Consider the following 26,990-nt stretch of genomic DNA (forward strand, 5'->3'; position numbering starts at 1 on the left):
ATGACGACTGAGAATATTTCGCCAGAATTCACCACCAAAGGAAAACCCACATGGCATCTACCAAATCACTCGACGGCAAGGTCATCGTCGTCACCGGCGCGGGTCGCGGCATTGGCCGGGGCATCGCGCTGCTCTGCGCCGCTGAAGGCGCCAAGGTCGTCGTCAACGATCCCGGCGTCGGCACCGACGGTTCGGGCGGCGACGGCGCGGCACCGGCCGAACAGGTCGTCGAGGAAATCAAAGCAGCCGGTGGCACCGCCGTTGCCAACTTCGAGTCGGTCGCCGAAGCGATCCCGGCCAGCAAGATCATCAAGCAGGCCGTGGACACCTACGGCAAGATCGACGGCGTGGTGAACAATGCCGGCATTCTGCGCGACGCGATCTTCCACAAGATGTCCATCGATGCCTTCGAGATGGTGATCAAGGTCCATCTGATGGGCTCGTTCTACACCTCGCACGCCGCCGCACGTTACTTCCGCGAGCAGAACTCCGGCTCGTTCGTGCACTTCACCTCGACCTCCGGCCTGATCGGCAATTTCGGCCAGGCCAACTACTCGGCCGCCAAGCTGGGCATCGTCGGCCTGTCGAAGTCCATCGCGCTCGACATGGGACGCTTCGGCGTCAATTCGAACTGCGTCTCGCCCTTCGCCTGGAGCCGCATGATCGGCAGCATCCCCACCGAGACCGAAGCCGAGAAGGCCCGCGTCGAGCGCATGCAGCGCATGGGTCCGGAAAAGATTGCACCGCTGGTGGCGCATCTGCTCTCCGACGACGCCAAGGAAATCTCCGGACAGATCTTTGCCGCCCGCATGAACGAGATCTTCCTGATGGGCCAGTCGCGCCCGCTACGCTCCATCCACCGCGCCGAAGGCTGGACCCCGCAGACCCTTGCCGAGCACGGCATGCCGGCGCTGAAGTCGTCGTTCTACAAGCTCGACCGTTCGGCTGACATTTTCAGCTGGGATCCGGTCTAAGCGTCTAATCGGCTCGCGGGAGCATCAGTCCCGCGAGCCGATTTCTACAACCCAGAATTTAAAACGAAACAATATTACTCAAATAGCTATGCATAGCGGTCTTATCTGACCCGAGATCGCGCTAATTTCGTCATAAAGAATTCAAACGCCGGCCAAGACCGGCTATGTCACCAGCAATCAACGGGTTTGACGTCACGCATGTGCGGACGAAACCGCATTTGCTGGACGAACATCATGACAGATCACGCGGGCGCGATGCCCTCCGCGGCCATGCCGCATTCCAAGCCGCTGAATTCTCCCGCCCGCGTTTTGCTGGCGAGCCTGATCGGCACCACGATCGAATTCTTCGACTTCTACGTCTATGCCACCGCCGCAGTGCTGGTGTTTCCAAAACTGTTCTTCCCGGCCGGCAACGACACCGCCGCGCTGCTCGCGTCCTTCGCGGTGTTCTCGATTGCGTTCTTTGCGCGTCCGTTCGGCGCGGTCGTGTTCGGCCATTTCGGCGATCGCGTCGGCCGCAAGACCACGCTGGTCGCAGCATTGCTCACCATGGGCATTTCGACCGTGCTGATCGGCCTGCTGCCGACTCACGCGCAGATCGGCCTCGCTGCGCCGCTGCTGCTGGTGCTGTGCCGTTTCGGTCAGGGCTTTGGACTCGGCGGCGAATGGGGCGGCGCAGTGCTGCTCGCCACCGAGAATGCACCGGAAGGCAAGCGCAACTGGTACGCCATGTTCCCGCAGCTCGGTGCGCCGCTCGGCCTGTTCCTGTCGTCCGGCACGTTCTTCATTCTGCTGCACTTCGTCTCGCCGGAAACGTTCCTGAGCTGGGCGTGGCGCGTGCCGTTCCTCGCCTCCATCGTGCTGATCGCCATCGGCCTGTGGGTGCGCCTGTCGATCACCGAGACGCCGGAATTCCAGAAGGCCATCGAGAAGGCTGAGCGCGTTGCCGTCCCCAGCATGGAGCTGCTGCGCAAGCACAAGCGCAGCCTCGTGCTCGGCACGCTGGTCGGCCTGATGACCTTCGTGTTCTTCTATGTCTGCACGGCCTATCTGTTGTCCTACAATGTCGGCGTCGTGAAGATGACGTTGCTCGATGCGCTCAAGGTGCAGATTGCCGGCGCCGTCGCTTTCGGCACCACCAACATCCTGGCCGGCCTGCTCGCGGACAAGATCGGTCGCCGCACGCTCCTGATCACCAATTGCCTGATGGTGATCGTGTTCTCGTTTTTCCTGGCACCGCTGCTGTCAGGTGGCGTGGCGGGCATCTATGCCTTCGCGCTGATCGGTCTGGCGATCTTCGGCGTCAATTATGGCCTGATCGGCGCCGCGCTGGCGGCACCGTTCCCGACCGCCGTACGCTATACCGGCTCGTCGATGACGTTCAATCTGGCGAGCATCTTCGGCGCCTCACTGGCGCCCTATATCGCCACCTGGCTGCAGGCAAATTACGGTCTCGCTTACATCGGCTATTACGTGCTCGCCGCCGCGACGATCACGCTCATCGCGATCTTCGCTTCGGACAAGCACGAGGTCTGAGCGCGCTTGCCGGCAAACGTCAAAAAAGGGGCAGTGCCAACGCTGCCCCTTTTTTATTGATCAGCGCGCCGCCTGCTGCCGCCTGAGCTCGGCGCGAGCCGCGTCACGCTCGAATTCGCCATCGCCCCGGCACACTTCAGCTGCCTGTTTCAGATAGGGCAGCGCCTCCTGCGGCTTGTGCTTCACCATCAGATACTGGCCGAGATAGAACGACACGCCGCAATCGCCGAAGTCGTCCTCCAGCCGCATGTTCTTCATTTTGGCGAGCATCTCCTCCCGACTCATCTGGCCGAGATAGACCGCGACCATCGGCCATGGCCAGCCCTTGCGATCGAGCTTGTCGGTATTGCGTTTCAGCTCGCCGATGTCGTTGTCGCCGCTGCGCGCCCGCGCGATGTAGCGTAGCAGCTTGCCCAGCTCGTATTCCGGCGTCTTCTCGACCACGTCGCCGAAATCGGCGGCAGCCTCGGCGAAATGTCCCTCGATGAAGTTCATATGCGACCGCCGGTTGCGGGTGTCGGGATCATCCGGCCTCAGCTTCAGCGCCGCATCCAGGTCCGGGATCGCGCCGGCGAAATCGCCCTTGCGCGCGAAGGCGATGCCGCGGTCAACATGGGCGCCGACGTCGTTCGGATTGCCGGCCAGAACGACATCGAAATCCGCGATCGCGCCGTCATTGTCGCCGCGTCGAATCCTGATGTCGGCGCGACCACGGTGGGCATAGCTGTCGCCGGGCTCGATCTGTAGCGCAGCGTCATAGTCGGCCAACGCCCTCTCGTAGTCTTTCTTGGCGGCACGGCTGTTGCCGCGCAATGCAAACGCCGCATAGTCTTTCGGATCGAGGCGGATGGCTTCCGAGAAATCCGCGATCGCGCCATCGATGTCGGCCAATCTCTTCCGCAACATTCCGCGTCCGCGGTGGTAGGACGAATTGCCCGGCTGCAGGCGAATCGCCTTGTCATAGTCGGCGCGCGCCCGCACGAAATCGCCCTTGGATTCATAGGCGCTCGCCCGCGAGCCGAAGCCCGAGGCGTAAGTGGGATCGAGGGCGATCGCCTTGTTAGCATCCGCGATAGCCAGATCGAATTCGTCCAGGCGGTTGTGGACCATGGCGCGCGCGCCATAGCCTTTCGCAAAATCAGGATTGAGTGCGATGAACGCAGTAAAATCCGCGCGCGCCGCCTCCATATGGCCGAGTTCGAAGTTCCCGATGGCGCGAAGGCGAAGCGCTTCGGAGCGCTCGGCATCCGTTGCGCCGGGACGATCGATGACATCGCTACAGCCTGCGATCATCCGCTGATCCTTCGGCGGGCGACATCCATTATCCGCGTGCGCTGACAATGATGTGGCAAACAGCAATGCTGCAGAACCGACTGCAACGCGCATGTGACAGCGAAACAACGACATGGGGAACCGCGCATCAAATGAGAGCTTTGGTGTTGGTCGCATGGAACTATCAAAACGTTCACTGCGCTGCGATGCGCGCTTGTGCACCGCCATGACCGCGCGGCAGCATCGAATTGTGTAGCATCGACGTCGCAACGGTATTTAGACTGCTGGCAACGGCTGGAGAAAACCAGAAAAGCCGGGAGGACGACGATGCCAACTCAGCTCACGCAAGACTCTGCTCACCCCGCCGCACCATCCCACTCACTCAGTCGCAGAAATATCCTAGGCAGCGCCGCTGCATTGGCAGCGACGACGCTGATCGCACCTGATGCACTCGCGCGCAACTTCGGTCGCGGTGCGGAGCCGCAGCGCTATCCCGATCCTGATATTGTCGTCATCGACGCCAATCGCTTCAAGGCGAGAGTCGGCAACACCGTCATCAAGCGGCTCTATACGGGCTGCCTCTGGGCGGAGGGACCGGCGTGGAATGCACAGGGTCAGTATCTGATCTGGAGCGATATCCCTGCCAATCGCCAGTTGCGTTATCTCGACGATGACGGCCACATCTCCGAGCGCTTCCGCTATCCATCCGAGGAGAGCAACGGGAATTCGTTCGACAACGAGGGCCGCCAGCTTTCCGCGCAGCGCACGCGCCTTGTCCGCTTCGAGCACAATGGCAGCGTCACGACGCTGGCTGAACAGGCAAACGGCAAGCCGCTGAACGGGCCGAACGACATGGTGGTCAATCCGATCGACAAGGCGATCTGGTTCACCGATCCCGGCTACGGCGCCATCAATCTCTATGAGGGGCAACGCGCAGCGGCGGGCGTCACGCAGCCGCACCAGAAGGAAGCGGTGTATCGCATCGATCCCACGAGCGGCCAGATCAGCAAGGTCGCGGACGATCCGTTCAAGCCGAACGGGCTCGCCTTCAGTCCGGATTACAAGAAGCTCTATGTCTGCGACACCGGCATCACGCATTATCCCAATGCCAAGAATGTCGTCTGGCAGTACGACGTCGACGGCGGCAAGCTCTCGAATGGCAAGCCGCTGATCGACATGACGCTGGACGGCAAGTCCGGCTTCCCTGACGGGCTGCGCGTCGATACCGAAGGCAATATCTGGGTCGGCGCCGGCTGGGTCGGCGAGGGCTATGACGGCGTGCAGATTTTCGCGCCGGACGGCCAGCGCATCGGCCAGATCAAACTGCCGGAAACCTGCGCCAATGTCTGTTTCGGCGGCAAGAAGCGCAACCGGCTGTTCATGACGGCGAGCCAGTCACTCTATGCGGTCTATGTGGAAACGCAGGGCGCGCATTTCTGTTGAGGGACCCACGTCGCAGCCAGCCGCTTCGCGCGACTCTCTCCACGTCATGCCCGGGCTTGACCCGGGCATCCAGCTTTGCGGCAAGCAACGGAGAAGATGGATGGCCGGGTCAAGCCCGGCCATGACGTAGGGATAGGACGTAGCGTCTCCACGACTACCCGCTATTCCGCAGCCCCGCCGAGATGCCATTGATCGTCAGCTGAATCCCGCGCAGCACCTGCTCGTCCGGATTATTCGCACGGTGCTCTTTCAGCAGCTCGACTTGCACGTGGTTGAGCGGATCGAGATACGGGAAACGGTTGCGGATCGAGCGATCGAGCAGCGGGTTGTTTTGCAGCAAGCGCTCCTGCTCCATGATATCCAGCAGCGTCTCGATGCACAGATGCCATTCGCCGCGGATGCGGCCAAAGATGGTCTCGCGCAGCTTTTGGTCGGCGACGAGCTCAGCATAGCGCGAGGCGATGGCGATGGAGCTCTTGGCCAGTACCATGTCCATGTTGGACAGCAGCGTGCGGAAGAACGGCCATTCGCGGTGCATCTCCTGCAGGAAGACCATGCCCTTGTCGGGATGATTGGCGAGCCACGCCTCGATGGCGCTGCCGAAGCCATACCAGCCCGGCAGCATCAAGCGGCACTGCGCCCAGGAGAACACCCACGGGATCGCGCGGAGATCCTCAATGGCGCGGGTCTTCTTGCGCGAGGCCGGACGGCTGCCGATGTTCAGCGTCGAGATTTCATTGATGACGGTGGATTCCCAGAAGTAATCGACGAAGCCCTCGGTCTCATAGACCAATCCGCGATAGGCCTTAAAGGCCAGCTCGGAAATCTCTTCCATGGCTTCGAGATATTCGCGGCGCGGCGCGCTGTGCTTTGGCGCCAGCAGGCTCGCTTCCAGCGTCGCGGCGGCGAGGATTTCCAGATTGTTGCGGCCGACCTCGGCGTTGGAATATTTGCTGGAGATGATCTCGCCCTGTTCGGTGATGCGGATCTGCCCGTCCACCGCGCCGCCGGGCTGCGCCAGAATCGCATCGTGGCTCGGCCCGCCGCCGCGGCCCACAGAGCCGCCGCGGCCATGGAACAGCCTGAGCCGGATGTGATGCCGCTCGAACACTTCGATGAGCTCGATCTCCGCCTTGTACAGCTCCCAGCCGGAGGTGACGAAGCCGCCATCCTTGTTGCTATCGGAATAGCCGAGCATGACTTCCTGCACCGCGCCGCGGCTGTCGACCAGCTTGCGATAGTCGTGCAGCGAGAACATGCGGTCCATGATGGCTGCAGAGGCCTGCAGATCCTCGATGGTTTCGAACAACGGCACGATATTGATGCCGCTGCGGCCGGAGCAATCCACCAGCCCGACTTCCTTCAGCAGCACCGCGACTTCGAGCATGTCGGAGACGCCCTTGCACATGGAGATGATGCATTGGGGGATTGCCGCCGCGCCGAATTTCGCATGAACCTGCGCCGCCATGCGAAACAGCGCCAGTTCGCCCAGCGTCTCGTCGCTGTATTTGACGAACAGCGAGCCGAGCGGCCGCGCGTTCTTCAATTCATTCGTCAGCAGCGCGATGCGCGCTTCCTCGCCGAGCGCGAGATAGGACGTGCCGGGCATCGCGGCGTCGATCAGTTCGGCGACGGTGCGCTCATGCACGGCCGAGTTCTGCCGGATGTCGAGACTGGCGAGATAGAAGCCGAAACAATCCACCGCGCGGCGCAATTGCCGCAGCCGGCCGCGGGCGATGACAGCGGAATTATCAGCGATCAGCGAGCGATCGAGCACGTCGAGATCGGCCTTGAACTCCTGCGCCGATGCATAGGCCGGGGCATCGCCCACGGCCGCGCGGCGGTTCGGCAATTCGAGCGCATGGGCCGTTGCCGCCATGCGGGCATAGACGCCGGAGATCGCCAGACGATAGGGCTCCCCGGCGCGGTGCGGCGATGGATCAGGGGAGCGTTCGGCCAATGCGCGCAGCTCATCGGAGACATCGGCGAGATGCGCCGCCATGGACAGTTCCGCGCCCAGCGCGTGAAGTTCGTCGAGATAGAAGCTGAAGGCGCGCCTGCTCTGCAGCATCATGGTGCCGCGCATCACATCTGCCGTGACGAACGGATTGCCGTCGCGGTCGCCGCCGATCCAGCTGCCCATGCGCAGGAACGAGCCGAGTTCGGCCGCGCCGCCCTGCGCGCGCAGACTGTCTTCCAGCACACAATGCAGCCGCGGCACTTCACGCAAAAACGTATAATCGTAGAACGACAATCCGTTGGCGACCTCATCGAGCACCGTCAGCTTGCTCCGGCGCAACAGATTGGTCTGCCACAGCGTCACGACGGCGCGGCGCAGCTGTTCCTCGGACGCCTCGATCTCCTCGGCGGTGAGCTGCATGCGCTCGCGCCGGTCCAGCAATGCCGCGATTTCCATTTCGCGGTCGATGGTGCTCTTGCGGCGCACTTCGGTGGGATGCGCGGTCAGCACCGGCGAGATCAGCGCCTGGCCGAAGAACTTGCTGAGCAGCGCCGCATCGATGCCGGCTTCGCGCGCGCGCTTCACCGCATGAGCCAGCGTGCCCGATGCGTTAGCCGCATTCGCGCGCTGCGCCCGCATCCGGCGGATGTTGTTCTGGTCCTCGGCGATATTGGCGAGATGGGAGAAATAGCTGTAGGCGCGAACGATGCGCACGGTCTCGGCGATCGACATACCGTCGAGAATGGCTTCGAGTTCACGCCGCGCCAGCTTGTCCTCGTCGCGGTGAAAACGGACCGAGGTCTGCCGGATATTCTCGACCAGGGCGAATACCGCCTCGCCTTCCTGATCGCGCACGGTGTCGCCAAGGATACGGCCGAGCAGCCGGATGTCCTCGCGCAGCCGGGCATCGGCCTCCTGGTGAGCAGGATCGTCACCACGCTGGGATGCGGGTTCTTCGGTGGACAGGGTCAGGGACACAAGGACGCTCCAGGAAGTTGCCGGCGCCCCATTTGGTCGCAAGTCATGCTGCGACGCAAGACGAAGTTGGGGGGATGGACGACGCCTCCTCAGGTGTCGTCCCCGCGAAGGCGGGGACCCATAACCTCCGACAAAGAAATATAGACGGCAGAGCCGCGGCGATCCCGCTTCAACTATAGCCTCGGTGTGTATGGTCCCCGCCTGCGCGGGTACGACGCCATAAATCGCGGAACTCAGCCCTTCGGCTTGACCTTGCCGAGAATGCGATCCGCCTCGGTGCGCCAGTCGGCGCTGCGCGCGAAACCCGCCTCGCCCTTGGTGCCGAACAGGCCATCATCGGCGAGATCCGCGACCCAGCCCTGCCGCTCGGCCGTGCCTTCGGCCGACCATGGCGCGAGGCCGATCTCACGCACGGTCTCGGCGACCTCGCGGACTTCCTCGCTGCGGCGGCGGCCGTGCTCGATGACACGTTGGAAGAGATAGGCGCCCTGCTTCTCCCAGTCGATGCTCGGAAACGTCTCGACCAGCGAGGCGATCACCGCGTCCTCGACGCCATAGGCGCGTGCGGTCGTAAAGCTCTCGATCACCATGGCCTCGAGGCCCTTGATCATGATGCTGCGGCACATCTTGGTGGCCGAGGCGACGCCGAGCTTGTCGCTGGCGACTTTCGCATCGAAGCCGATGGCATTGAGCAGCGGCGCGAGATCGCGCGCGCCGGTGCCGCCGAGCAGCAGCGGCACCCTGATGCGGTATGGCGGGATCGAGGTCATGACCGCGCCCTCGACATAGCGGCCGCCGGCGCCATCGATCAGCGCAGCCGCACGTTGCTTCGCGCCGGGAGATGCCGAGTTGAAATCGAGAAACCATACCTGCGGCTTCAGACCGGGCACGCAGGCCTGCGCGGCTGGCACTGTCTGGCTTGCGGTCACCGCACAGACGATGAAATCCGCGCGTGAGGCGAGATCGGCATGCGAGGATGCGAGCGTGACGCCATGGGTCTCCGCATGGTCCCTCAACGGCCCGGCATCTGCGCCGTCGAGTTTGAGATCATAGGCGCTGACTGACATCTCCTGCTTGCGCAGGTCTTCGGCGAGAATGCGCCCGACTTCGCCATAGCCGATCAGGCCGACGTGCCACTGGTTCGAACGTTCAGTCATATTGCTTACTGGACCTTGATGTTTGCCGCCTTCAGCACCGGCCCCCATTTGTCCGCTTCGGCATGCATGAACTTGTCGAAGTCGGCGGGCGAGGAACCGACCGGCGTGGCATCGATCTTCTTCAACGCCGCCAGCACCACCGGATCCTTCAACGCCGTCACCAGATCCGCATGGATCTTCGCCACGACATCGGCCGGCATGCCGGCAGGTCCGAGGAATCCCCACCACACCGCCGTATCATAACCGGCGACGCCGGATTCGGCGACCGTCGGCACATTGGGCAGCGCCGCCGAGCGCGTCGCCGTCGTCACGGCCATGGCACGCACCGCGCCGCCTTCGAGCTGGCCGACGATCTCGGGCAGCGGATTGATGCTCATGGGAATGTCGCCGGCAATCACCGCGGTGAGCGCTGGCGCACCGCCCTTATAGGGGATCGAGACGATCTTGGTGCCGGCCATATGGTTCAGCAATTCACCGGCGAGATGCGCCGAGGTGCCATTGCCGGACATGCCGTAGGACAGCGAGTCCGGCTTGGCTTTCGCCTGCGCCAGCAACTCCTGCAAATTCTTGGCTGGATTGTCCTTCGACACCACGATGGCCAGCGGCGAATAGGCGACTTCGCTGATCGCGGTGAAATCCTTGAACGTGTCGTAGGGTAGCTTCGGATAGAAGAACTGATTGAGCGGGTGACCCGATGCGACAAGGATCAGCGTGTAGCCATCGGGCGGCGACTTCGCGAGCGCCTGCGAGGCGATGATGCCACCGGCGCCCGGACGGTTGTCCACCACGGGCTGCTGGCCCCAGGTCTTCGACAGCGACTGCGCAAAGGTCCGCGCCAGCACGTCGACGGCGCCGCCTGCCGCATAGGGCACCAGGATCGTCACCTGCTTGCTCGGAAACGTCTGGGCGTGCAGCGACGGGCTGGTGAAAGACAGCAGCGCAGCCGCCGTGGCGATGGCCAGTTTCATGGGCGCAAGCAAGGAAACAGGCAAAGACACGGGCATGGATGGTCGTCCCTCTTGTAATATCGCGCAACAATCTCGTGTCGTTGCTACTTGATATGGCTACTTGGCTGTGGTCGCAGCGCGCAGTCCGGATCGTGCGATGGCCGCATCGACCAGTCCCTGCGCCTTCACATCCGCGGTGAATTTGCGGACAAATGCCATCCCCTCGTCGCGCCCCTTGGGGATCGCGATGGCATGCCGCTCGACGCCCCAGCGTCCCTCCAGCACCTTCGCCCCCGGCGCCTGTTCTGCGAGTTCAAACAGCGTCGCCTTGTTGGTGGCGAACACATCGATGCTGCCGGCCATCAGCAGGCCGGGCGCAAGCCTGATGGCCGGCACGCGAACGACCTCGGCATTCTTCAAATCGCGTGACAGAACCGCGTCGGATGAACTTCCGGCGGTGACGCCGACATGGACGCCTTTGACATCGACATCATCGGGCCCCGCAACCCTGGACTCTTTCGCGACGAGATACCCAAGATCACTTTCCAGATAAGACGGGCCGAAATCCATGTCCTTCGCACGCGCGGCCGACGCATTGGTGAAGGCGGCATCGACGGCGCCTGTCTTCACCGCTTCGAGAACCTCGGCATTCCTGGAGAACACCACCGGCTCATAGGGCACGCCCAATTGCCGCGCGAGCTCCTTGCCGAGATCGTAACCGACACCACGCGGGCCTTCGGTTTGCGATACGAGAATAGACGTCGGTGTTCCCGGATAGAGCCCGACACGCAGCTTCCCGCTTGGAGCGAGGATCTGCTTCGGTTCGAGATCGACGGCGACTGCAGGACCGACAAACGCTGCCACCAGGAGAGCGATCGCCGCGATCTGCGCGGCAAGTTTGTTTCCAATCATTGCCACGCGCATCATCACCCTCCTAGATCGTCCGCCCAGCCTTGGCCCAATAAGGATCGCGCAGCCGGCGCTTGAAGATCTTGCCGGAGTCTTCGCGCGGCAGATTGCTCTGGATCTCCATCTGCTTCGGCACTTTATAGTCGGCCAGCGCCTTCTTGAGGTCCGCGCGCACAGTCGCAAGGTCGAGCACCACACCCGGCTGCGGCTCGATCACCGCCATCAGGGACTCGCCGAATTCCTCGTCGGGAATACCGAACACGGCACAGTCATGCACACCGGGCACGGCATGCAGCGCGGCTTCGATTTCGGCGGGATAAATGTTGACGCCGCCGGAGATCACCATGTCGCGCTTGCGGTCGCAGATGAAGACATAGCCGTCGGCATCGAGATAGCCGACGTCGCCGGAGGTGATGAAGCCGTCGCGGTCGATCTCGGCGCGCTTTTCGGGTTTGTTGTGATAGGTGAAATCCGGATTGCCTGATATGCGCGAATAGATCTCGCCGATCTCGCCCTGTGGCAGTATCTGGCCGTCATCGCCGAGAAAACGCAGTTCGGCGCCGGGCGCGATCTTGCCGACGGTGCCGGGCTTCTTCAGCGCGTCCTCGGAATTGGCGAAGGTCACCGCGCCCGATTCGGTCGAACCGTAGAATTCATAGATCACCGGGCCCCACCAGTCGATCATCGCGGTCTTGACGTCGGCCGGGCACGGCGCGGCGGCATGGATGATGTGGCGCAGCGACGACATGTCGTATTTCTTACGGACGTCTTCCGGCAGCTTCATCAGCCGGATGAACATGGTCGGCACCATGAAGATGGTGTCGATCTTCTCGTCCTGCACCACGCGCAGGAATTCTTCGGGATCGAAGCGCGGCATCATCACCAGCGCGCCACCGAGGCGCCCGGCGCGCAGCGCGAAGGCATTGGGGGCCGAGTGATAGAGCGGTCCGGGCAGCAATGCGCGCGCGCCAGGCTTGAGGCCATAGACGCGTGCGCGCATCTGGTCGGCGGACGCCGCCTGCTCCGGCGTCGGCGCGAAACGGCGCACACCCTTTGGATGGCCGGTGGTGCCCGATGTGTAGATCATGTTGTGCGGCTGCGGCAGCGCGGGGCCGTCATAGGGCGCCTGTTCGGTCAGCCAGCTCTCCAGATCGATGGCGCCGTCCGGGGTGCCGAGCCGTGCCGGATCGACCTTGTAATTGGCAATGATCTCCGGTGGCGTCGGCACGCTCAGCGATACGATGCCCTGCGGGATCGCCTCGCGCAGCTGATGCAGCATGTCGGCATGGGCGATCAGGATATTGCTGCCGGAGTCCTTGATCACATAAGTGATCTCTTCCGGCTTGAAATGCCAATTCACCGGCACGCCGTAAGCGCCGAGCTGCGCCACCGCATAGGCCGCTTCGAGAAACGCGATGTCGTTGCGCATCAGGATGCTGACGCTGTCACCCTGCTTGACGCCAAGCCGCGACAGCCCGCCGGCGATGCGGCTCGCACGTTCGGTCAGTTCGGCAAAGCCGCGGCGGCGATCGCCTGAGATGACGCCTTGAAACAGGGAATTTGTCGACATGGATACGTTTCCGGATTTTTGTTTTTGATTTTTGATGAACTCTTCGCCGTCATTGCGAGGAGCCCTTGCGACGAAGCAATCCAGTCTTCGTTTGTGACTTTCTGGATTGCTTCGCCCAAAGAAAGTTGGAAGTCCAACTTTCTCAGGGCTCGCAATGACGGCTGAGAATGTCGCGGGCTAATCCACAAATTTCGGCGCACGCTTCTCGATATTCGCGCGCACGGCTTCGGTCTGGTTCGGTCCACCCATCAGCTTCATCTGCTCGACGGATTCGGCGAGCAGCGCCGGGCCGGGATCGACCGTCAGATTGTTGAGCATGCGCTTGGCGGCGCGGATCGCGTCGGGGCTCTTGCCGGCGATCTCGCGCGCGGTCTCGAGCGCCGCGGCGCGCGGGTCGTCACAGATGCGCGTGGCGAGACCGTAGCTCAGGGCTTCCTGTGCCGAGAAGATGCGGCCGGTATAAGTGAGGTCGCGCAGGATATCGTCGCGCACGAGGCTGGCGAGGATCGGCGTGCCCGCCATGTCGGGCACCAGGCCCCATTTGATTTCCATGACCGACATGCGCGTGTCCGGTGCGAGAAAGCGCATGTCGGCACCGAGCGCGACCTGGAAGCCGCCGCCGAAGGCGACGCCATGCACTGCGGCAATCACCGGCACCGGCAATTGACGCCAGCCCCACACCGCCTGCTGGGAGTGATTGCAAAGACCGTGCGTGCGCAGCGCGAGGTCACGCTTCTGACCGCCGCCGATACCGTCGCCGCCGCTCTCATTCATCGCGGCGAATCGTCCCATGTCGAGGCCAGCGCAGAAGGCGCGGCCCTCGCCCGACAGCACCACCGCGCGCAGGCCCTTCTCGTGGCTCAGGCGCTCGGCGGTATCGACCAAGGCCGCAAACATCGCCGCATCCAGCGCATTCATCTTGTCCGCGCGGACCAGCCGAACATCGGCAACGCCATCCGTCATGGACACAGAGATGCGGTCTTCCATGGGTGGTTTCCTTCCTAGACTTGTTTTTCTTCCCGCTTTACACGCAAGCGGTATCGGGTTTAGTCAATCAACTAATTAACCCGTCCGCATCCTCTTAAAGCAGGACCCTCCCATGTTCAATCAGCAGCTCCTCGCAGGCCGAAAAATCCTCGTCACCGGCGGTGGCACCGGTCTCGGCAAATCGATGGCGGCGAAATTCCTCGAACTCGGCGCCGAAGTGCATATCTGCGGTCGCCGCAAGGCTGTATGCGACGAGACCGCAACCGAGCTGATGGCGGAATTTGGCGGCAAGGTCTCCAGCCACGGCGTCGACATCCGCGACGCCGCGGCGGTCGATGCGATGATCGAAGGCATCTGGGCCGACGGCCCCCTCACCGACCTGATCAACAACGCCGCCGGAAATTTCATCTCGCGGACGCAGGACCTGTCGGCGCGCGGCTTCGACGCGGTCGCCAATACCGTGATGCACGGCACGTTCTACATGACCCATGCAGTCGGCCGGCGCTGGATCGCCGACAAGGTGCCGGGCAACGTGGTCTCGATCACCGTGACCTGGGTACGCAACGGCAGCCCCTATGTGGTGCCCTCCGCCATGAGCAAATCGGCGATCCATGCCATGACCATGTCGCTGGCCACCGAATGGGGCCGCTACGGCATCCGCCTCAACACCATCGCGCCCGGCGAAATCCCCACCGAAGGCATGAGCAAGCGCATCAAGCCCGGCGACGAGGCCGGTGCGCGCACCCGCGCGCAGAACCCGATGGGCCGCGTAGGCAAGATGGAAGAGCTGCAGAACCTCGCCGTGTTCCTGATCTCCGGCGGCTGCGACTGGATATCAGGCGAGACCATCGCCATGGACGGCGCACAGGCGCTCGCCATGGGCGGCAACTTCTATCAGCTGCGCGACTGGTCCGATGCCGAATGGATCCAGGCACGCGATAGCATCAAGGCGCAGAACGAAAAGGACAAGGCGCAGCGGGGGTAAGGGCCGCAAAATAATTCGACCGGCAGCGAGGCTCTCCCATGCGGGAGGCCTCGCTTTGTTTTTTGATCAACGCGCAACCTGCAACCGCTCGCGCGCAACCCTCATGGCCTCGTCTTCGGATGCGACCACCGCGGAACTGATGCCGAACGCCTTCGTCGCAAGTGCCGACTGGGCCTCCACGAGAACGCGTGTGACGGCATTCGGCTCGACGGCAATGATGGCACGGCAAAGCAGCGCGAGCGTCGCTTTGTTGCGCTTGAGCCAAAGCCCCCTCGCTTTGCGATCTTCATGCGCCTCATCATGATGATGACTGGCCATGATCATGACGAAAGGCTGCTTGCGGCCGATGAGATCGTCCATCTCGACCTCCCATTGCGCCGCACTTCCCGGCTGAAGCTCATCATGCCGGACCCACACGATCGGGAAGGCCGCTACATCGTGAATGAGAAAGGCACCGCTATCGAGGCTCATCGTCGTCTCCTGACTGTTTGTTGATCTGTATGCGGAGATAGACCCGGTCGCTCAAACCCGTTAACGACATTCGGACGCAAAATAATGAGAACCGGCCAGGCTGGAGCGGTTCTGAAAAGGCATGGTGTCATGACCTCGCTCACCGAGCGCCTCGACGGACCATCCGCAATCGCCATCTGGGGCAGCGATGAGCCCGGCGATGCATTTCGGCTCGGCACCCGCGAACTTGACTGGCATCATCACCGCCGCGGCCAGTTGTTCTGTATCGAAAGCGGATTGATCCGCCTGCACACGAAACAGGGCTCGTGGCTACTGCCGCCGCAGCGCATCGGCTGGCTGCCGCCCGGGCTCCATCACAGGGTGACCCTGAGCGGTGTACTGAGCGGATGGGGCGTACTCCTGACGCCGGCCGCGAGCCGGACATTGCCGTCGCAGCCCTGCGTCATGGGCGTCAGCGATCTGCTGCGCGCGCTCGTCAGGCGCGCTGCGGGTTGGACGAATGCGGATCGGCTCACGCCGGCGCAGACGCGCGTCGTGGCCGTGCTGCTCGACGAAATCCGCGGTGCGCCGCAGGAGCCGCTGCATCTGCCGATGCCGACGGATGTCCGCGCCTTGCGTATCGCCAATGCGCTGATCAGGCGGCCGCATGACGCGCGCACGCTGCATGAGCTTGGCGAATGGGCTGGCCTGTCGGAACGAACGGCACGTCGCATCTTCATGACGGAGACCAGCATGGGCTTCACGCAGTGGCGGCAGCAGGCGCGTCTCACGCTGGCGTTGGAACGGCTGGCCGCCAATGAACCCGTCGCGGATGTCGCCGAAGCGCTCGGCTATGCCACGTCCAGCAACTTCATCGCGATGTTTCGACGGGCGTTTGGCGAGCCGCCCGCGCGCTATTTTGCAAAACAGCGTAGGACGCGCAACGTCGGCTGAACGACCTCCCGGCACCTGTCTCACCGCACCGCAGCACCTTTCCCATCTTGTCAGCACAACCGGACGCCCTCACACTCGCCGCAACTAATAAACTGCGGGAGGGAGACACATGTCCGTTGCGGAAGCGGCCACGCTGGCCGATGTCATTCGCGTGCAAGCACAAACGCGCGGCGATTCAATTGCGCTGGTGTTCGAGGGCCGCGAGACCAGCTACAGATCACTCGACCGCAATGCCAACCGCGTCGCCAACGGGCTGATCGCGCTCGGCGTAAAGCCGAACGAGCGCATCGCCTATCTCGGCAAGAACAGCGACCTCTTCATCGAGCTTCTTGCCGGCGCCGTGAAGGCCAAGGTGGTGACGGCGCCGGTGAACTGGCGGCTCGCCGGACCGGAGATCGCCTTCATTGTCGACGACGCCAAGGCAAGCGTCCTGTTCGTCGGACCGGAATTCGTCGATCTCGTTCGCAGCCTCAAGCCACAAATGCCGGGCGTGCGCATCGTCATGACCATGGAAGGCGGCGCAACCGAGTGGCAGGATTTTACGGCCTGGCGCGACGCGCAGAGCGAGCGCGACCCGAACCTCACCATGACCAAGGACGATGTCGCGATCCAGCTCTACACGTCGGGCACGACAGGCAAGCCGAAAGGCGCGATGCTGTCGCATCAGAATTTCCTGTCACTGCTGCGCATCGGCGGCACCGACGAGAACCCTGACTGGAATGTCTGGACCGCCGACGACGTCTCGCTGGTGGCGATGCCGGTATTTCATATCGGCGGCGTCGGCTGGGCGGTGTTCGGCCTCTATCACGGCGCCAAGAGCGTGATCGCGCGGGAGTTCGATCCCAACAAGGTGCTCGATTTCTTCCGGGACTACGGCATCAGCAAACTGTTCCTGGTGCCGGCAGCGATGCAGTTCATCGTGCGGCAGCCGCGTGCGCGGGAGATGGATTTCAGCAAGCTGCGCTACATCATGTATGGCGCATCGCCGATTCCCGCCGCCCTGCTCAAGGAATGCATCAGCGTGTTTGGCTGCGGCTTCGTGCAGATGTATGGCATGACCGAGACCACCGGTACCATCGTGGTGCTGGCGCCCGAAGATCACGTCGAGGGCCGCGATTGCATGCGCTCCGCCGGCAAGGCGCTACCGGGAATCGAGATCGCCATTCTCGATGTCGACGGCAAGCCGCTTGATGTGGGCGAAGTCGGCGAGATCGCAACGCGCTCGGCATCTAACATGGTGGGCTACTGGAATCGGCCGGATGCGACCGCGCGCACACTGGGTCGCGACAACTGGCTGCGCACCGGCGATGCCGGTTATCTCGACAAAGACGGATTCCTCTACATCCACGACCGCATCAAGGACATGATCATCTCCGGGGGCGAGAACATCTATCCCGCCGAAGTGGAGAGCGCGATCTGCGATCATCCGGATGTGGCGGAGGTCGCCGTCATCGGTATTCCCGACGATACATGGGGCGAAGCGGTGAAGGCCGTGGTGGTGCTGAAGCCCGGCAAGGAGCTCAGCCCAACCGATCTGATGAAGTTCACGCGCGAGCGCATCGCAGGATTCAAGGCGCCGAAGACGATCGACTTCATTGCAGCATTGCCACGCAATGCGTCGGGCAAGATCCTGCGACGGCAGTTGCGCGATCCCTATTGGGTGGGGAAAGAGCGGCAGGTGAACTGAGAACCTGTGTAGCTGCCGCCTTATTCTGTCGGCGCTGGGTATATCGATACAGCGAAGACGAGGAACTTCGTCATCTCGCTACCGCGCGGCTCCTCCGGGATCATCCGATAGCGCTTTCAGCTAATTGTCTGACGGAGACGTTGAGCGTAGCGTCATGACGGTCAGCCGAACGGCTAGTGAACCTCGTGTGTCCGTTGTAGAGGCGCGAAGTCATGCGCGGCGAGATTCGTGACATCAGTTCAGGCAGGGGTAAGGACCCTGCCACCCCGCGCGTCGGAACGCCGCGTCGCCTTGCGGCGATCGTTGTGGGGGACATCTGCGGATATAGCCGCCTCATGGAACTCGACGAGGAAGAAACGCATGCGCGCGTCAAGCGCATCGAGCGTGACCTCATCGAGCCGAGCATTGCCGAGCACGACGGCAAACTCGTCAAAAGGACTGGCGATGGGTTCATTGCGATATTCGACAGTCCGGTCGAAGCCGTTCGATGCGGCATCGTCATCCAGCAAAGCATGATCGGGCGCAACGCTGCGCTGCCAAAGAGTTCCTGGATCGAATATCGCATTGGCGTCAATCTGGGAGACGTGATCATCGAGCCTAATGATGTCTTCGGCGATGGCGTCAATATCGCCGCGCGCCTCGAGGGGATCGCCGACCCCGGCCAAGTGTACATCTCGGGTGGCATCTACGAGCAGATCAAGCACAAGCTCGTCTGCGGCTACGAGTCGCTTGGAGACCGCAAGATCAAGAACATTACCGATCCTGTGCGCGTTTACCGGGTGCTTCCTGATCCCGCGGCATTCAACAAGGCGCGGAAGCGGCGTGAACATGTTCTGATCATTTCGTTTTGCGCCATCCTGCTGGCTCTCGCAGGCGCCGGCGTCTGGTACATGAGGGCTTACCCGCGCGGTGAAATCGGCAATCAGGCGTCAGCTCCCGCGGCGCCTCCACAAGAGACAGGGAATGCAAGCACCCGATCAGCGCCCGCGCCCGCCGCCAAGCAAGCCCGGCCTGAACCTGCCCCGGCGGTGACGCCTGCCCCGCCCCCGCCGCCAGCACCACCAAAGCCGGTCATAGAGCCCGTCATGGTCCCGCTCCCTGGCGGGACCTTCGCGATGGGCAGCAATGACGACATATCGGAAAAGCCGATACACCAGGTCACGATCAAGCCTTTCGCTATCAGCAAGTATCCGGTGTCGGTTCGGGAGTGGAACGCGTGCGCTGCTGCGAATGCATGCCCGTTCCTGGTAACTGGGCGGGACGACATTCCAGTCACGGATGTGAGCTGGACCGATGCCAAGCAGTTTGTCGCATGGCTCACGAAGGAAACGCAAAAAGCCTTCCGGCTCCCGAGCGAAGCTGAATGGGAGTATGCCGCGCGTGGCGGCACGCAAACGAAATACTGGTGGGGCGATCAGCTGCAGTCCGGCATGGCCAATTGCAAGAACTGCACGGACGCCGCCGCCGAACAGCCGCTCAAGCTCGGCAGTCTGAAGCCAAATCCATTCGGGCTCTACGATATGGGTGGCGGCGTCAATCAATGGACAGAGGATTGCTGGCATAAGAACTATCAGGGTGCCCCACAGAATGGCTCGCCATGGGTCGAGAACGACTGCGTCTCGCACGTCATTCGATCCGGCTCCTGGAAAAACGATGCGCGTTACGTCCGACCCGCAAGCCGCGATGGCTACGACACCAATGTGCGATATCCGACCCACGGCTTCCGGATTGCCATTTCGTCCTGAGACCGCCCCCGAAGGAAAGGCTGCGTCATGAGGATCACCGGGCTCATCGTGTTGTCCGCCATGCTGTCAACGGCGCCCCTTGCAGTCCATGCGCAAGGAAAGTCCGCACCGAAGGATGCGGTCCTCTATTTCGTGTGGCCACAGGACAAAGCGGTGATCAAGGGCGGGTTCTGGTGTCGTTTCGGTTTGCGCAACATGGGCGTCACTCATGCAGGCGATAATTTCCAGAACAGCGGCCATCATCATTTGCTGATCGATGTGAATGACCCGCTCGATCCGAAGGAGCCGATCCCGCAGGACAAGTCGCATCTCCATTTCGGAGCCGGCCAGACCGAAGCACGCATCGAATTGCCCCCCGGCAAACATACGCTCCAGCTCGTGCTGGGAGACGGCGCTCATTATCCCTTTAACCCGCCCATCGTCTCGAACAAGATCACCGTGACAATCAAGTGAGCGTGCTTCCGATGCCGGGACGCACGGCCTGCTCTGCCAGAACAACAAAAAAGGCCCGCTTGCGCGGGCCTTTCGAATTCATGTCGCTTGATCGCGTGTGGATCAGGCGGTCTTAGCGAACGACGTCGCCTTCGAGAAGTTGTCCTGCGCGCTCTTGGCGCCTTCCGACACGAGCTTGCCGAGATATTCGGTCGACGCCTTGGCGCGCGAGCTCAAAACTTCGCCATGGGCACGCACGAGATCGGTCTGCACCTGGAAGGCTTCGGTCAGCGATTTCGCCGAAGCGAGCTTGTCGATACCAGCGAAGAACGACTGGACGTCGGCATAGAACGCGTCCTGAACGTTGCGGCTGATCTTGGTCGCCTCGGAGACCGAGTTCGACACAGCGGTTTCGATGGCGGAGGTCACCTTTTCGGAATTGGCCTGGAAGTCGGCGGCCTTGTCCTTGGCAGTGCCGGCAGCGCGCTTGACGAAGTCACGGGTCGCTTCGGGCACTTCCAGATTCTGCAGCTTGGTGAACGCCTCGGTGACGGGCGCGAAAGCCTGCTTGACGTTGTTCAGCACGGAATTGGTTTCGGTTTCGATCGTCATGTTCGTCTCCATCCTCGGGTTGGGCCGCCTCTGCAAAGCTCATGCTTGCACTCAGGCTCGGCTCACCCCGTCCCGCCGTTGTGGGCCCGGGGTGCAACTTCTATGACATAGTAAATAATGCACTGCAACATCGATGGTGCATCGCAACATCACAAACCCGTGATCTGCCCTGTAATCAGGCGGCGCCTGATGCATTAACGGGCTACCGCCAGAGCCCAGAAGAGAAAGATCAACCGACGTGTTGATTTAGCTTTATAATTTAGCCTTTCGAGCCACGGATTCTCCGGATATCCAACTGGGCAAGGCAAATGGCATCTGCCCTTTAAGTCGGCAAACCGACTTCCCAGCGCCTCGACGACCCCAGCCTTAAGTCGTGGGCCTAGCCGGTCTCCGGCCTCGCCTTTGCCATTGCATATTCGCCTCGCGCGCAGGCACACTCATCGGTAGAGCGCCGCAAAGGCGTCGGTGACCATGCGAGGGAGGGACGTATCATGGCGGAAGCCAGCAGGAAGCTGTCCTCAATGGACGCGTCGTTTCTGTATCTGGAAACGCCGGAGATGCCGATGCATGTCGGCAGCATGGCGATCTTTCGCCTGCCCGACGACTACAAGGGCGACTTCTTCGAGGACTTCAAGGCGATGATCGCCTCGCGCCTGCATGTGGCGCCGATCCTCAAGGCCCGGCTGGAAAAGGCCCCGCTGGATATCGATCACCCCTCCTGGGTCGAGGACGACCAGTTCGACATCGACCGTCATATTTTTCGCGGCAGCCTGCCCGCGCCCCATGACCGTCCCACGCTGGAGCGCATCGTCGGCTGGATGCATGCCAAGCTGCTGAACCGCGCCCGGCCGCTGTGGGAGTTCTATGTTTTCGAGGGCATGAAGGACAACGAGATCGGCCTGTATTCGAAGATGCACCATGCCTGCATCGATGGCGGCGCAGGCGCCGCACTCACCAGCATGATCTATGACGTGACACCGATCCCGCGCGAGATCGAAAAGCCGGAAGTGCGCGCCAAGCAGCGTCAGGAGCCGCGCGATATCGCAGCGAGCTTCATTGACTCCTACCAGCAGCTCTGGCGTCAGCCGCTGGAGAATTCCGGAAAAGGCATCGAACTGCCCCGCTCCGGAAAGAGCGATATCGGCTCGATCCTGTTCGACAACGCCATGTTCCAGATCGAGAGCGCGGTGAAATTCGCCGGCTCGATCCCGACCATGGTGAAGAGCGCCTCCGACGTGATGGCCAAAATCGCCGATCCGAAATCGCGCGACAGTCTCAACAGCATGTTGTCGCCGCCGACGCTGCTCAACAAAACCATCTCCTCGGAGCGCAGCTTTGCCGGCGTGTCGGTGCCGCTGTCGGCGGCCAAGGCAGTGGCGAAGCAGGCAGGCGGCAAGCTCAACGACGTTGTGCTGGCGCTCTCATCAGGCGTGGTCCGGCGCTACCTCAAGGAAAAGGGCGCCCTGCCCGCCAAGTCCCTGACTGCCGCAGTGCCGATCTCGCTGCGTGAGGAAGGCAACACCGATTCCAACAATCAGGTGTTTGGCATGATCTGCTCGATCGCCAGTAATATCGAGAACCCGAAGGAGCGGCTGGAAGCGATCATCGCGCAATCGACAAAATCCAAGGAGATGTCGCATCCGCTGCGCGCATTGATGCCGCAGGTCTCCAACATCTCGATGCTGGGCGCACCGATCATGGTGCAGATCCTGGCGCTGCTCTACAGCCGCACCAATCTCTCCGACGTGCTGCCGCCGGCGGCCAACATCACGGTCTCCAATGTGCCCGGGCCGCGGCAAACGCTCTACGCGGCCGGGGCCGAACTGCTGCACATCTTCCCGGTCTCCATCGCCACCCATGGGCTGGCGCTGAACATCACCGTGCAGAGTTATCGCGACCAGCTCGATTTCGGCTTCATTGCCGGCGCCAACATCATCCCGCATGTGCAGGTGCTCGCCGACATGATGCCGGACGAATTCGCGCTGCTGCAGGCGGCGTTTGCGCCGCCCGACGTTCTCAAGACCGCCAGCTAGGGAATAACCATGATTGAGATGCCCCCGTTGCAGTTCGCCAAGCTGAATGGCATTCGCATGGGATATTACGATGCCGGCCCCATGAGCGACACACCACCGATCGTGTTGTGTCATGGCTGGCCGGAAATGGCGTTCTCCTGGCGGCATCAGATCAAGGCACTGGCTGCCGCCGGCATCCGTGTCATCGCGCCGGACCAGCGCGGCTATGGCGCGACGTCGCGGCCCAACGCGGTCGAGGACTACAGCATCGAACATCTCACCGGCGATCTCGTCGCATTGCTCGATCATCTCAAGATCGACAAGGCGATCTTCGTCGGCCACGACTGGGGCGGCTTCATCGTCTGGCAGATGCCGCTGCGGCATCGCGACCGTGTCGCCGGTGTGGTCGGCGTGAATACGCCGCATACCGACCGCGCGCCGGTCGATCCGTTGCAGATCTACAAGAAGCGCTTCGGCGAGACGATGTATATCGTCCAGTTCCAGGATCCCGCGCGCGAGCCGGATCGCATCTTCGGCGAGAATGTCGACAAGGCGTTCGACTTCTTCATGCGCAAGCCGATGCCACGCAAGCACGCCAACGTTGGCGAAGCGCCGGTCGGCGGCATCGGCGCGTCGTCGAAGACCAATCTGGCATTTCCGCAGATGGTCGCTGCTTACGATCCCGCGAAGGACCCGCGTCAGAAGATTCTCTCCGACGAGGAAAAGAAAATCTTCGTCGACGCCTTCAAGGAATCCGGCTTTACCGGCGGCATCAACTGGTATCGCAACATGAGCGCCAACTGGGCGCGCGCCGAAGGGCTCGATCACACCGTGCGCGTGCCCTCGCTGATGATCATGGCAGAGAACGACGCGGTGCTGCCGCCCTCCTCCGCCGACGGCATGGAGAACATCATTCCCGATCTGGAGAAATATCTGGTGAAGGACAGCGGCCACTGGACCCAGCAGGAAAAGCCCGACGAGGTCAGCCAGGTGCTGATCGACTGGCGGCGAAGACGGTTTGGATGATCCGTAGGATGGGTAGAGCTCTTGCGAAACCCATCACGGCCGGGTGCAGGATTTTGATGGGTTTCGCGAAGACGCTCTACCCATCCTACGCAACAGGAAACGCTTAAGAATGTCCTCCACCAACAAACTCGCCCCGATCCCGCATCCGCCGAAGAAGCCGGTGGTGGGCAACATGCTGTCGCTGGACGCCAATGCGCCGGTGCAGGATCTGGCGCGGCTGAGCAAGGAACTCGGGCCGATCTTCTGGCTGGACATGATGGGATCGCCCATCGTGATCGTCGGCGGCCACGATCTCGTGGACGAGCTCAGCGACGAGAAGCGCTTCGACAAGGCTGTGCGCGGCGCGCTGCGCCGGGTGCGTGCCGTCGGCGGCGACGGACTGTTTACGGCGGATACCAAGGAGCCGAACTGGACCAAGGCCCACAACATCCTGCTGCAGCCGTTCGGCAACCGCGCGATGCAGTCCTATCACCCGAGCATGGTGGATATCGCCGAGCAGCTGGTGAAGAAATGGGAGCGCCTCAACACCGATGAGGAAATCGATGTCGTCCATGACATGACGGCGCTGACGCTGGACACGATTGGCCTTTGCGGTTTCGACTATCGCTTCAACTCGTTCTACCGAAGCGACTACCACCCCTTCGTGGAATCGCTGGTGCGCTCGCTCGAAACCATCATGATGACCCGCGGCCTGCCGCTGGAAAGTCTGTGGATGCAGAAGCGCCGCCGCGATCTCGCCGGCGACGTCGCCTTCATGAATTCCATGGTCGACGAGATCATCGCCGAGCGCCGCAAGAATGCCGAGGCGACCGAGGCCAAGAAGGACATGCTCGGCGCCATGATGACCGGCGTCGACCGCGCCACCGGCGAACAACTCGACGACGTCAATATCCGCTACCAGATCAACACCTTCCTGATCGCCGGCCACGAGACCACGTCGGGCCTGCTGTCATGTGCGATCTACGCGATGCTGAAACATCCGGAGGTGCTGAAGAAGGCCTATGAGGAAGTCGACCGCGTCTTCGGCCCCGATGTGAATGCCAAGCCGACCTATCAGCAGGTCACGCAACTTCATTACATCACGCAGATCCTGAAGGAGTCGCTGCGGCTGTGGCCGCCGGCACCGGCCTATGGCATCGCACCGGTGCAGGACGAGACCATCGGCGGCGGCAAGTACAAGCTCCGCAAGGGCACCTTCGTCACCATCCTGGTGCTGGCGCTGCATCGCGATCCCTCGGTGTGGGGACCGAATCCGGATGCCTTCGATCCCGAGAATTTTTCGAAGGAAGCCGAAGCCGCACGGCCGATCAACGCCTGGAAACCGTTCGGCAATGGCCAGCGCGCCTGTATCGGCCGCGGCTTCGCCATGCACGAAGCCGCGCTGGCGCTCGGCATGATCCTGCAGCGCTTCAAGATGACCGACCACAAACGCTACCAGATGGTGCTGAAGGAAACGCTGACCATCAAACCCGACGGTTTCAAGATCAAGGTGCGCCCGCGCCACGATCATGAGCGCGGCGCCTATGCCGGACGCACGAGCGCAGCCGCTGCGGCCGCGCCGCTCGCGCCTGTCGCCACCGGCCGTGCGCGGCCGAGCCACAACACGCCGCTGCTGGTGCTCTATGGCTCCAATCTTGGCACCGCCGAGGAACTGGCGACACGCGTCGCCGATCTCGCCGAAGTCAACGGCTTCACCACCAAGCTGGCGCCGCTCGACGATTTCGTCGGCAAGCTGCCGACCGAGGGCGGCGTGCTGATCTTCTGCGCGTCCTACAACGGCGCGGCACCGGACAATGCGACGCAATTCGTCAACTGGCTCGGCACCGACCTGCCCAAGGGCGCCTTTGCCAAGGTGCGCTATGCCGTGTTCGGCTGCGGCAACAGCGACTGGCTCGCGACCTATCAATCAATCCCTAGATATATCGACGACAAGCTGCGCGAACATGGCGCGACCAACGCCTATGTCCGCGGCGAAGGCGATGCGCGCGACGATCTCGACGGCCAGTTCGAGGACTGGTTTGCGAAACTGCGTCCGCTCGCGGTGAAGGAATTCGGCCTCGACACCGGCTTCGAGCGCAGTGCCGACGACGCGCCGCTCTATCAGATCGAACCTGTCGCGCCGAGCGCGGTGAACACCGTCGTCGCCCTCGGCGGCGTGGTCCCGATGAAGGTGCTGGGCAACAGGGAATTACAGAACGGCGCGTCGGATCGCTCGACACGTCATATCGAGATCGAATTGCCCGCGGGAACGAGCTACCGGGTCGGCGACCACCTCAGCGTGGTGCCGCGCAACGATCCCGCTTTGGTCGACGCCGTCGCGCGCCGTTTCGGCTTCCTGCCGGACGACCAGATCCGGCTGCAGGTCGCGACGGGCCGTCGCGCGCAACTGCCGGTCGGCGACGTGGTCTCTGTCGGCCGATTGCTGACTGAGTTCGTCGAGCTGCAACAGGTCGCCACCCGCAAGCAGATCCAGATCATGGCAGAGAACACCCGATGCCCGATGACCAAGCCGAAACTGCTCGGTTATGTCGGCGACGATCCCGCGGCAAGCGAGCGCTATCGCAGTGACATCCTCGCCAAACGCAAATCGGTGTTCGACCTCCTCGAAGAACATCCGGCCTGCGAATTGCCGTTCCACACCTATCTGGAAATGCTGTCGCTGCTGGCGCCGCGCTATTACTCGATCTCGTCGTCACCGCAAGGCGAGACATCGCGCTGCAGCGTCACCACAGCCGTCGTTCAAGGCCCCGCGCATTCCGGCCGCGGTATCTATCGAGGCGTCTGCTCCAACTATCTCAGCGGCCGCCGCGCCGGCGATACCGTGCATGCGATCGTGCGCGAGACCAAGGCCGGCTTCCGCCTGCCCGCCGATCCCCTCGTGCCGCTGATCATGATCGGACCGGGTACGGGCCTCGCGCCGTTCCGCGGCTTCCTGCAGGAGCGCGCGGCATTGAAAGCGCAAGGCGCCGTGCTCGGCCCCGCGCTGCTGTTCTTCGGCTGCCGCCATCCCGATCAGGACTTTCTCTATGCCGAGGAGCTGAAGGGTTTCGCCGCCGATGGTATCTGTGAACTACACACCGCCTTCTCGCGCGGTGATGCACCGAAGACCTATGTGCAGCACCTCATCACCCAGCAGAAGAACCGCGTCTGGGATCTGATTGAGCAAGGCGCCATTACTTATGTCTGCGGCGACGGCGGCAAGATGGAGCCGGACGTGAAAGCGGCGCTGATGGCGATCCAGCGCGAACGCAGCGGCGGCGATGACGCTGCGGCGCTGACCTGGATCGACGATCTCGGCACACGCAATCGCTACGTGCTCGACGTCTGGGCCGGGAGCTAGCGAGAGGCTGATAC

General features: G+C 62.5%; 20 protein-coding genes. 11 read left to right on the forward strand and 9 right to left on the reverse strand.

The window, feature by feature from the left end; all coding sequences use genetic code 11:
- Positions 1 to 50 precede the first annotated feature (50 nt).
- Entirely contained in the window at positions 51 to 974 is a 924-nt protein-coding gene (locus tag AB8B02_RS16230; RefSeq protein ID WP_093756564.1) for an SDR family NAD(P)-dependent oxidoreductase, read from the forward strand.
- Between the two features lie 234 nt (positions 975 to 1,208).
- A complete protein-coding gene (locus AB8B02_RS16235; protein WP_439064440.1) occupies positions 1,209 to 2,510 on the forward strand; it encodes an MFS transporter in 1,302 nt (433 codons plus the stop codon).
- 60 nt (positions 2,511 to 2,570) lie between these two features.
- Here the strand turns inward: AB8B02_RS16235 and AB8B02_RS16240 are convergent, their stop codons facing one another.
- On the reverse strand, positions 2,571 to 3,803 hold the full coding sequence (locus tag AB8B02_RS16240) for a tetratricopeptide repeat protein (protein ID WP_439064441.1): 1,233 nt from the start codon (positions 3,801 to 3,803) through the stop codon (positions 2,571 to 2,573).
- Between the two features lie 306 nt (positions 3,804 to 4,109).
- On the opposite strand from AB8B02_RS16240, the gene AB8B02_RS16245 reads away from it, so the two are divergent.
- The gene (locus AB8B02_RS16245) at positions 4,110 to 5,225 is read left to right on the forward strand and encodes an SMP-30/gluconolactonase/LRE family protein (RefSeq protein ID WP_439064442.1); all 1,116 of its coding nucleotides are present in this window, start codon (positions 4,110 to 4,112) and stop codon (positions 5,223 to 5,225) included.
- Between the two features lie 154 nt (positions 5,226 to 5,379).
- On the opposite strand, the gene ppc is transcribed toward AB8B02_RS16245, so the two are convergent.
- The 6 genes from ppc to AB8B02_RS16275 form a co-directional block, all read right to left on the reverse strand.
- A complete protein-coding gene (ppc, locus tag AB8B02_RS16250) occupies positions 5,380 to 8,157 on the reverse strand; it encodes a phosphoenolpyruvate carboxylase (RefSeq protein ID WP_439064662.1) in 2,778 nt (925 codons plus the stop codon).
- A gap of 239 nt (positions 8,158 to 8,396) precedes the next feature.
- Positions 8,397 to 9,320 carry a DUF1932 domain-containing protein gene (locus AB8B02_RS16255; protein ID WP_439064443.1) on the reverse strand — a complete coding sequence of 308 codons (924 nt, stop codon included), beginning with the start codon at positions 9,318 to 9,320 and terminating at the stop codon, positions 8,397 to 8,399.
- A 5-nt stretch (positions 9,321 to 9,325) separates the two neighbouring features.
- Complete coding sequence (locus AB8B02_RS16260; RefSeq protein WP_439064444.1) at positions 9,326 to 10,324, reverse strand: tripartite tricarboxylate transporter substrate binding protein; 999 nt, start codon at positions 10,322 to 10,324, stop codon at positions 9,326 to 9,328.
- Positions 10,325 to 10,384: 60 nt separating this feature from the next.
- Entirely contained in the window at positions 10,385 to 11,191 is an 807-nt protein-coding gene (locus tag AB8B02_RS16265; RefSeq protein WP_439064445.1) for a transporter substrate-binding domain-containing protein, read from the reverse strand.
- A 10-nt stretch (positions 11,192 to 11,201) separates the two neighbouring features.
- Positions 11,202 to 12,746 carry an acyl-CoA synthetase gene (locus AB8B02_RS16270; RefSeq protein WP_439064446.1) on the reverse strand — a complete coding sequence of 515 codons (1,545 nt, stop codon included), beginning with the start codon at positions 12,744 to 12,746 and terminating at the stop codon, positions 11,202 to 11,204.
- Between the two features lie 177 nt (positions 12,747 to 12,923).
- A complete protein-coding gene (locus AB8B02_RS16275) occupies positions 12,924 to 13,733 on the reverse strand; it encodes a crotonase/enoyl-CoA hydratase family protein (protein ID WP_093756571.1) in 810 nt (269 codons plus the stop codon).
- Between the two features lie 112 nt (positions 13,734 to 13,845).
- On the opposite strand from AB8B02_RS16275, the gene AB8B02_RS16280 reads away from it, so the two are divergent.
- Positions 13,846 to 14,718, forward strand: coding sequence for an SDR family oxidoreductase (locus AB8B02_RS16280; protein ID WP_089265117.1), 873 nt, complete (start codon positions 13,846 to 13,848; stop codon positions 14,716 to 14,718).
- 66 nt (positions 14,719 to 14,784) lie between these two features.
- On the opposite strand, the gene AB8B02_RS16285 is transcribed toward AB8B02_RS16280, so the two are convergent.
- Complete coding sequence (locus tag AB8B02_RS16285) at positions 14,785 to 15,078, reverse strand: hypothetical protein (protein WP_439059253.1); 294 nt, start codon at positions 15,076 to 15,078, stop codon at positions 14,785 to 14,787.
- Between the two features lie 240 nt (positions 15,079 to 15,318).
- Here AB8B02_RS16285 and AB8B02_RS16290 point away from each other — a divergent pair, with 240 nt between their 5' ends.
- The 4 genes from AB8B02_RS16290 to AB8B02_RS16305 all read left to right on the forward strand — a co-directional run bounded on the left by AB8B02_RS16290 (position 15,319) and on the right by AB8B02_RS16305 (position 20,007).
- Positions 15,319 to 16,122 carry an AraC family transcriptional regulator gene (locus AB8B02_RS16290; protein ID WP_439064447.1) on the forward strand — a complete coding sequence of 268 codons (804 nt, stop codon included), beginning with the start codon at positions 15,319 to 15,321 and terminating at the stop codon, positions 16,120 to 16,122.
- A gap of 109 nt (positions 16,123 to 16,231) precedes the next feature.
- Positions 16,232 to 17,809: a fatty acid--CoA ligase gene (locus tag AB8B02_RS16295; RefSeq protein WP_439064448.1), complete on the forward strand. Its 1,578-nt coding sequence runs from the start codon at positions 16,232 to 16,234 to the stop codon at positions 17,807 to 17,809.
- A 212-nt stretch (positions 17,810 to 18,021) separates the two neighbouring features.
- Complete coding sequence (locus AB8B02_RS16300; protein ID WP_439064449.1) at positions 18,022 to 19,554, forward strand: SUMF1/EgtB/PvdO family nonheme iron enzyme; 1,533 nt, start codon at positions 18,022 to 18,024, stop codon at positions 19,552 to 19,554.
- A 27-nt stretch (positions 19,555 to 19,581) separates the two neighbouring features.
- Positions 19,582 to 20,007: a DUF4399 domain-containing protein gene (locus AB8B02_RS16305; protein ID WP_089265122.1), complete on the forward strand. Its 426-nt coding sequence runs from the start codon at positions 19,582 to 19,584 to the stop codon at positions 20,005 to 20,007.
- A gap of 102 nt (positions 20,008 to 20,109) precedes the next feature.
- On the opposite strand, the gene AB8B02_RS16310 is transcribed toward AB8B02_RS16305, so the two are convergent.
- Positions 20,110 to 20,598: a phasin family protein gene (locus AB8B02_RS16310; protein ID WP_231079957.1), complete on the reverse strand. Its 489-nt coding sequence runs from the start codon at positions 20,596 to 20,598 to the stop codon at positions 20,110 to 20,112.
- A gap of 491 nt (positions 20,599 to 21,089) precedes the next feature.
- Between AB8B02_RS16310 and AB8B02_RS16315 the strand changes: the two genes are divergently transcribed.
- The 3 genes from AB8B02_RS16315 (at position 21,090) to AB8B02_RS16325 (ending at position 26,976) form a co-directional block, all read left to right on the forward strand.
- Positions 21,090 to 22,631 (forward strand): WS/DGAT/MGAT family O-acyltransferase, encoded by a 1,542-nt coding sequence (locus AB8B02_RS16315; protein WP_439064450.1) that lies wholly within the window; start codon positions 21,090 to 21,092, stop codon positions 22,629 to 22,631.
- Positions 22,632 to 22,640: 9 nt separating this feature from the next.
- Positions 22,641 to 23,636, forward strand: coding sequence for an alpha/beta fold hydrolase (locus AB8B02_RS16320; protein WP_439064451.1), 996 nt, complete (start codon positions 22,641 to 22,643; stop codon positions 23,634 to 23,636).
- A gap of 109 nt (positions 23,637 to 23,745) precedes the next feature.
- Entirely contained in the window at positions 23,746 to 26,976 is a 3,231-nt protein-coding gene (locus tag AB8B02_RS16325; protein WP_439064452.1) for a bifunctional cytochrome P450/NADPH--P450 reductase, read from the forward strand.
- Positions 26,977 to 26,990: the final 14 nt, after the last annotated feature.

It is taken from the genome of Tardiphaga sp. 862_B3_N4_1, assembly GCF_051811085.1.
GTDB lineage: Bacteria > Pseudomonadota > Alphaproteobacteria > Rhizobiales > Xanthobacteraceae > Tardiphaga > Tardiphaga robiniae.

Bases quoted from the DNA above. Each gene is read 5' to 3' on its own strand.
- AB8B02_RS16230 (WP_093756564.1), top strand. From the start codon at position 51: ATGGCATCTACCAAATCACTCGACGGCAAGGTCATCGTCGTCACCGGC.
- AB8B02_RS16235 (WP_439064440.1), top strand. From the start codon at position 1,209: ATGACAGATCACGCGGGCGCGATGCCCTCCGCGGCCATGCCGCATTCC.
- AB8B02_RS16240 (WP_439064441.1), bottom strand. From the start codon at position 3,803: ATGATCGCAGGCTGTAGCGATGTCATCGATCGTCCCGGCGCAACGGAT.
- AB8B02_RS16245 (WP_439064442.1), top strand. From the start codon at position 4,110: ATGCCAACTCAGCTCACGCAAGACTCTGCTCACCCCGCCGCACCATCC.
- AB8B02_RS16255 (WP_439064443.1), bottom strand. From the start codon at position 9,320: ATGACTGAACGTTCGAACCAGTGGCACGTCGGCCTGATCGGCTATGGC.
- AB8B02_RS16260 (WP_439064444.1), bottom strand. From the start codon at position 10,324: ATGCCCGTGTCTTTGCCTGTTTCCTTGCTTGCGCCCATGAAACTGGCC.
- AB8B02_RS16265 (WP_439064445.1), bottom strand. From the start codon at position 11,191: ATGCGCGTGGCAATGATTGGAAACAAACTTGCCGCGCAGATCGCGGCG.
- AB8B02_RS16270 (WP_439064446.1), bottom strand. From the start codon at position 12,746: ATGTCGACAAATTCCCTGTTTCAAGGCGTCATCTCAGGCGATCGCCGC.
- AB8B02_RS16275 (WP_093756571.1), bottom strand. From the start codon at position 13,733: ATGGAAGACCGCATCTCTGTGTCCATGACGGATGGCGTTGCCGATGTT.
- AB8B02_RS16280 (WP_089265117.1), top strand. From the start codon at position 13,846: ATGTTCAATCAGCAGCTCCTCGCAGGCCGAAAAATCCTCGTCACCGGC.
- AB8B02_RS16285 (WP_439059253.1), bottom strand. From the start codon at position 15,078: ATGGACGATCTCATCGGCCGCAAGCAGCCTTTCGTCATGATCATGGCC.
- AB8B02_RS16290 (WP_439064447.1), top strand. From the start codon at position 15,319: ATGACCTCGCTCACCGAGCGCCTCGACGGACCATCCGCAATCGCCATC.
- AB8B02_RS16295 (WP_439064448.1), top strand. From the start codon at position 16,232: ATGTCCGTTGCGGAAGCGGCCACGCTGGCCGATGTCATTCGCGTGCAA.
- AB8B02_RS16300 (WP_439064449.1), top strand. From the start codon at position 18,022: ATGCGCGGCGAGATTCGTGACATCAGTTCAGGCAGGGGTAAGGACCCT.
- AB8B02_RS16305 (WP_089265122.1), top strand. From the start codon at position 19,582: ATGAGGATCACCGGGCTCATCGTGTTGTCCGCCATGCTGTCAACGGCG.
- AB8B02_RS16310 (WP_231079957.1), bottom strand. From the start codon at position 20,598: ATGACGATCGAAACCGAAACCAATTCCGTGCTGAACAACGTCAAGCAG.
- AB8B02_RS16315 (WP_439064450.1), top strand. From the start codon at position 21,090: ATGGCGGAAGCCAGCAGGAAGCTGTCCTCAATGGACGCGTCGTTTCTG.
- AB8B02_RS16320 (WP_439064451.1), top strand. From the start codon at position 22,641: ATGATTGAGATGCCCCCGTTGCAGTTCGCCAAGCTGAATGGCATTCGC.
- AB8B02_RS16325 (WP_439064452.1), top strand. From the start codon at position 23,746: ATGTCCTCCACCAACAAACTCGCCCCGATCCCGCATCCGCCGAAGAAG.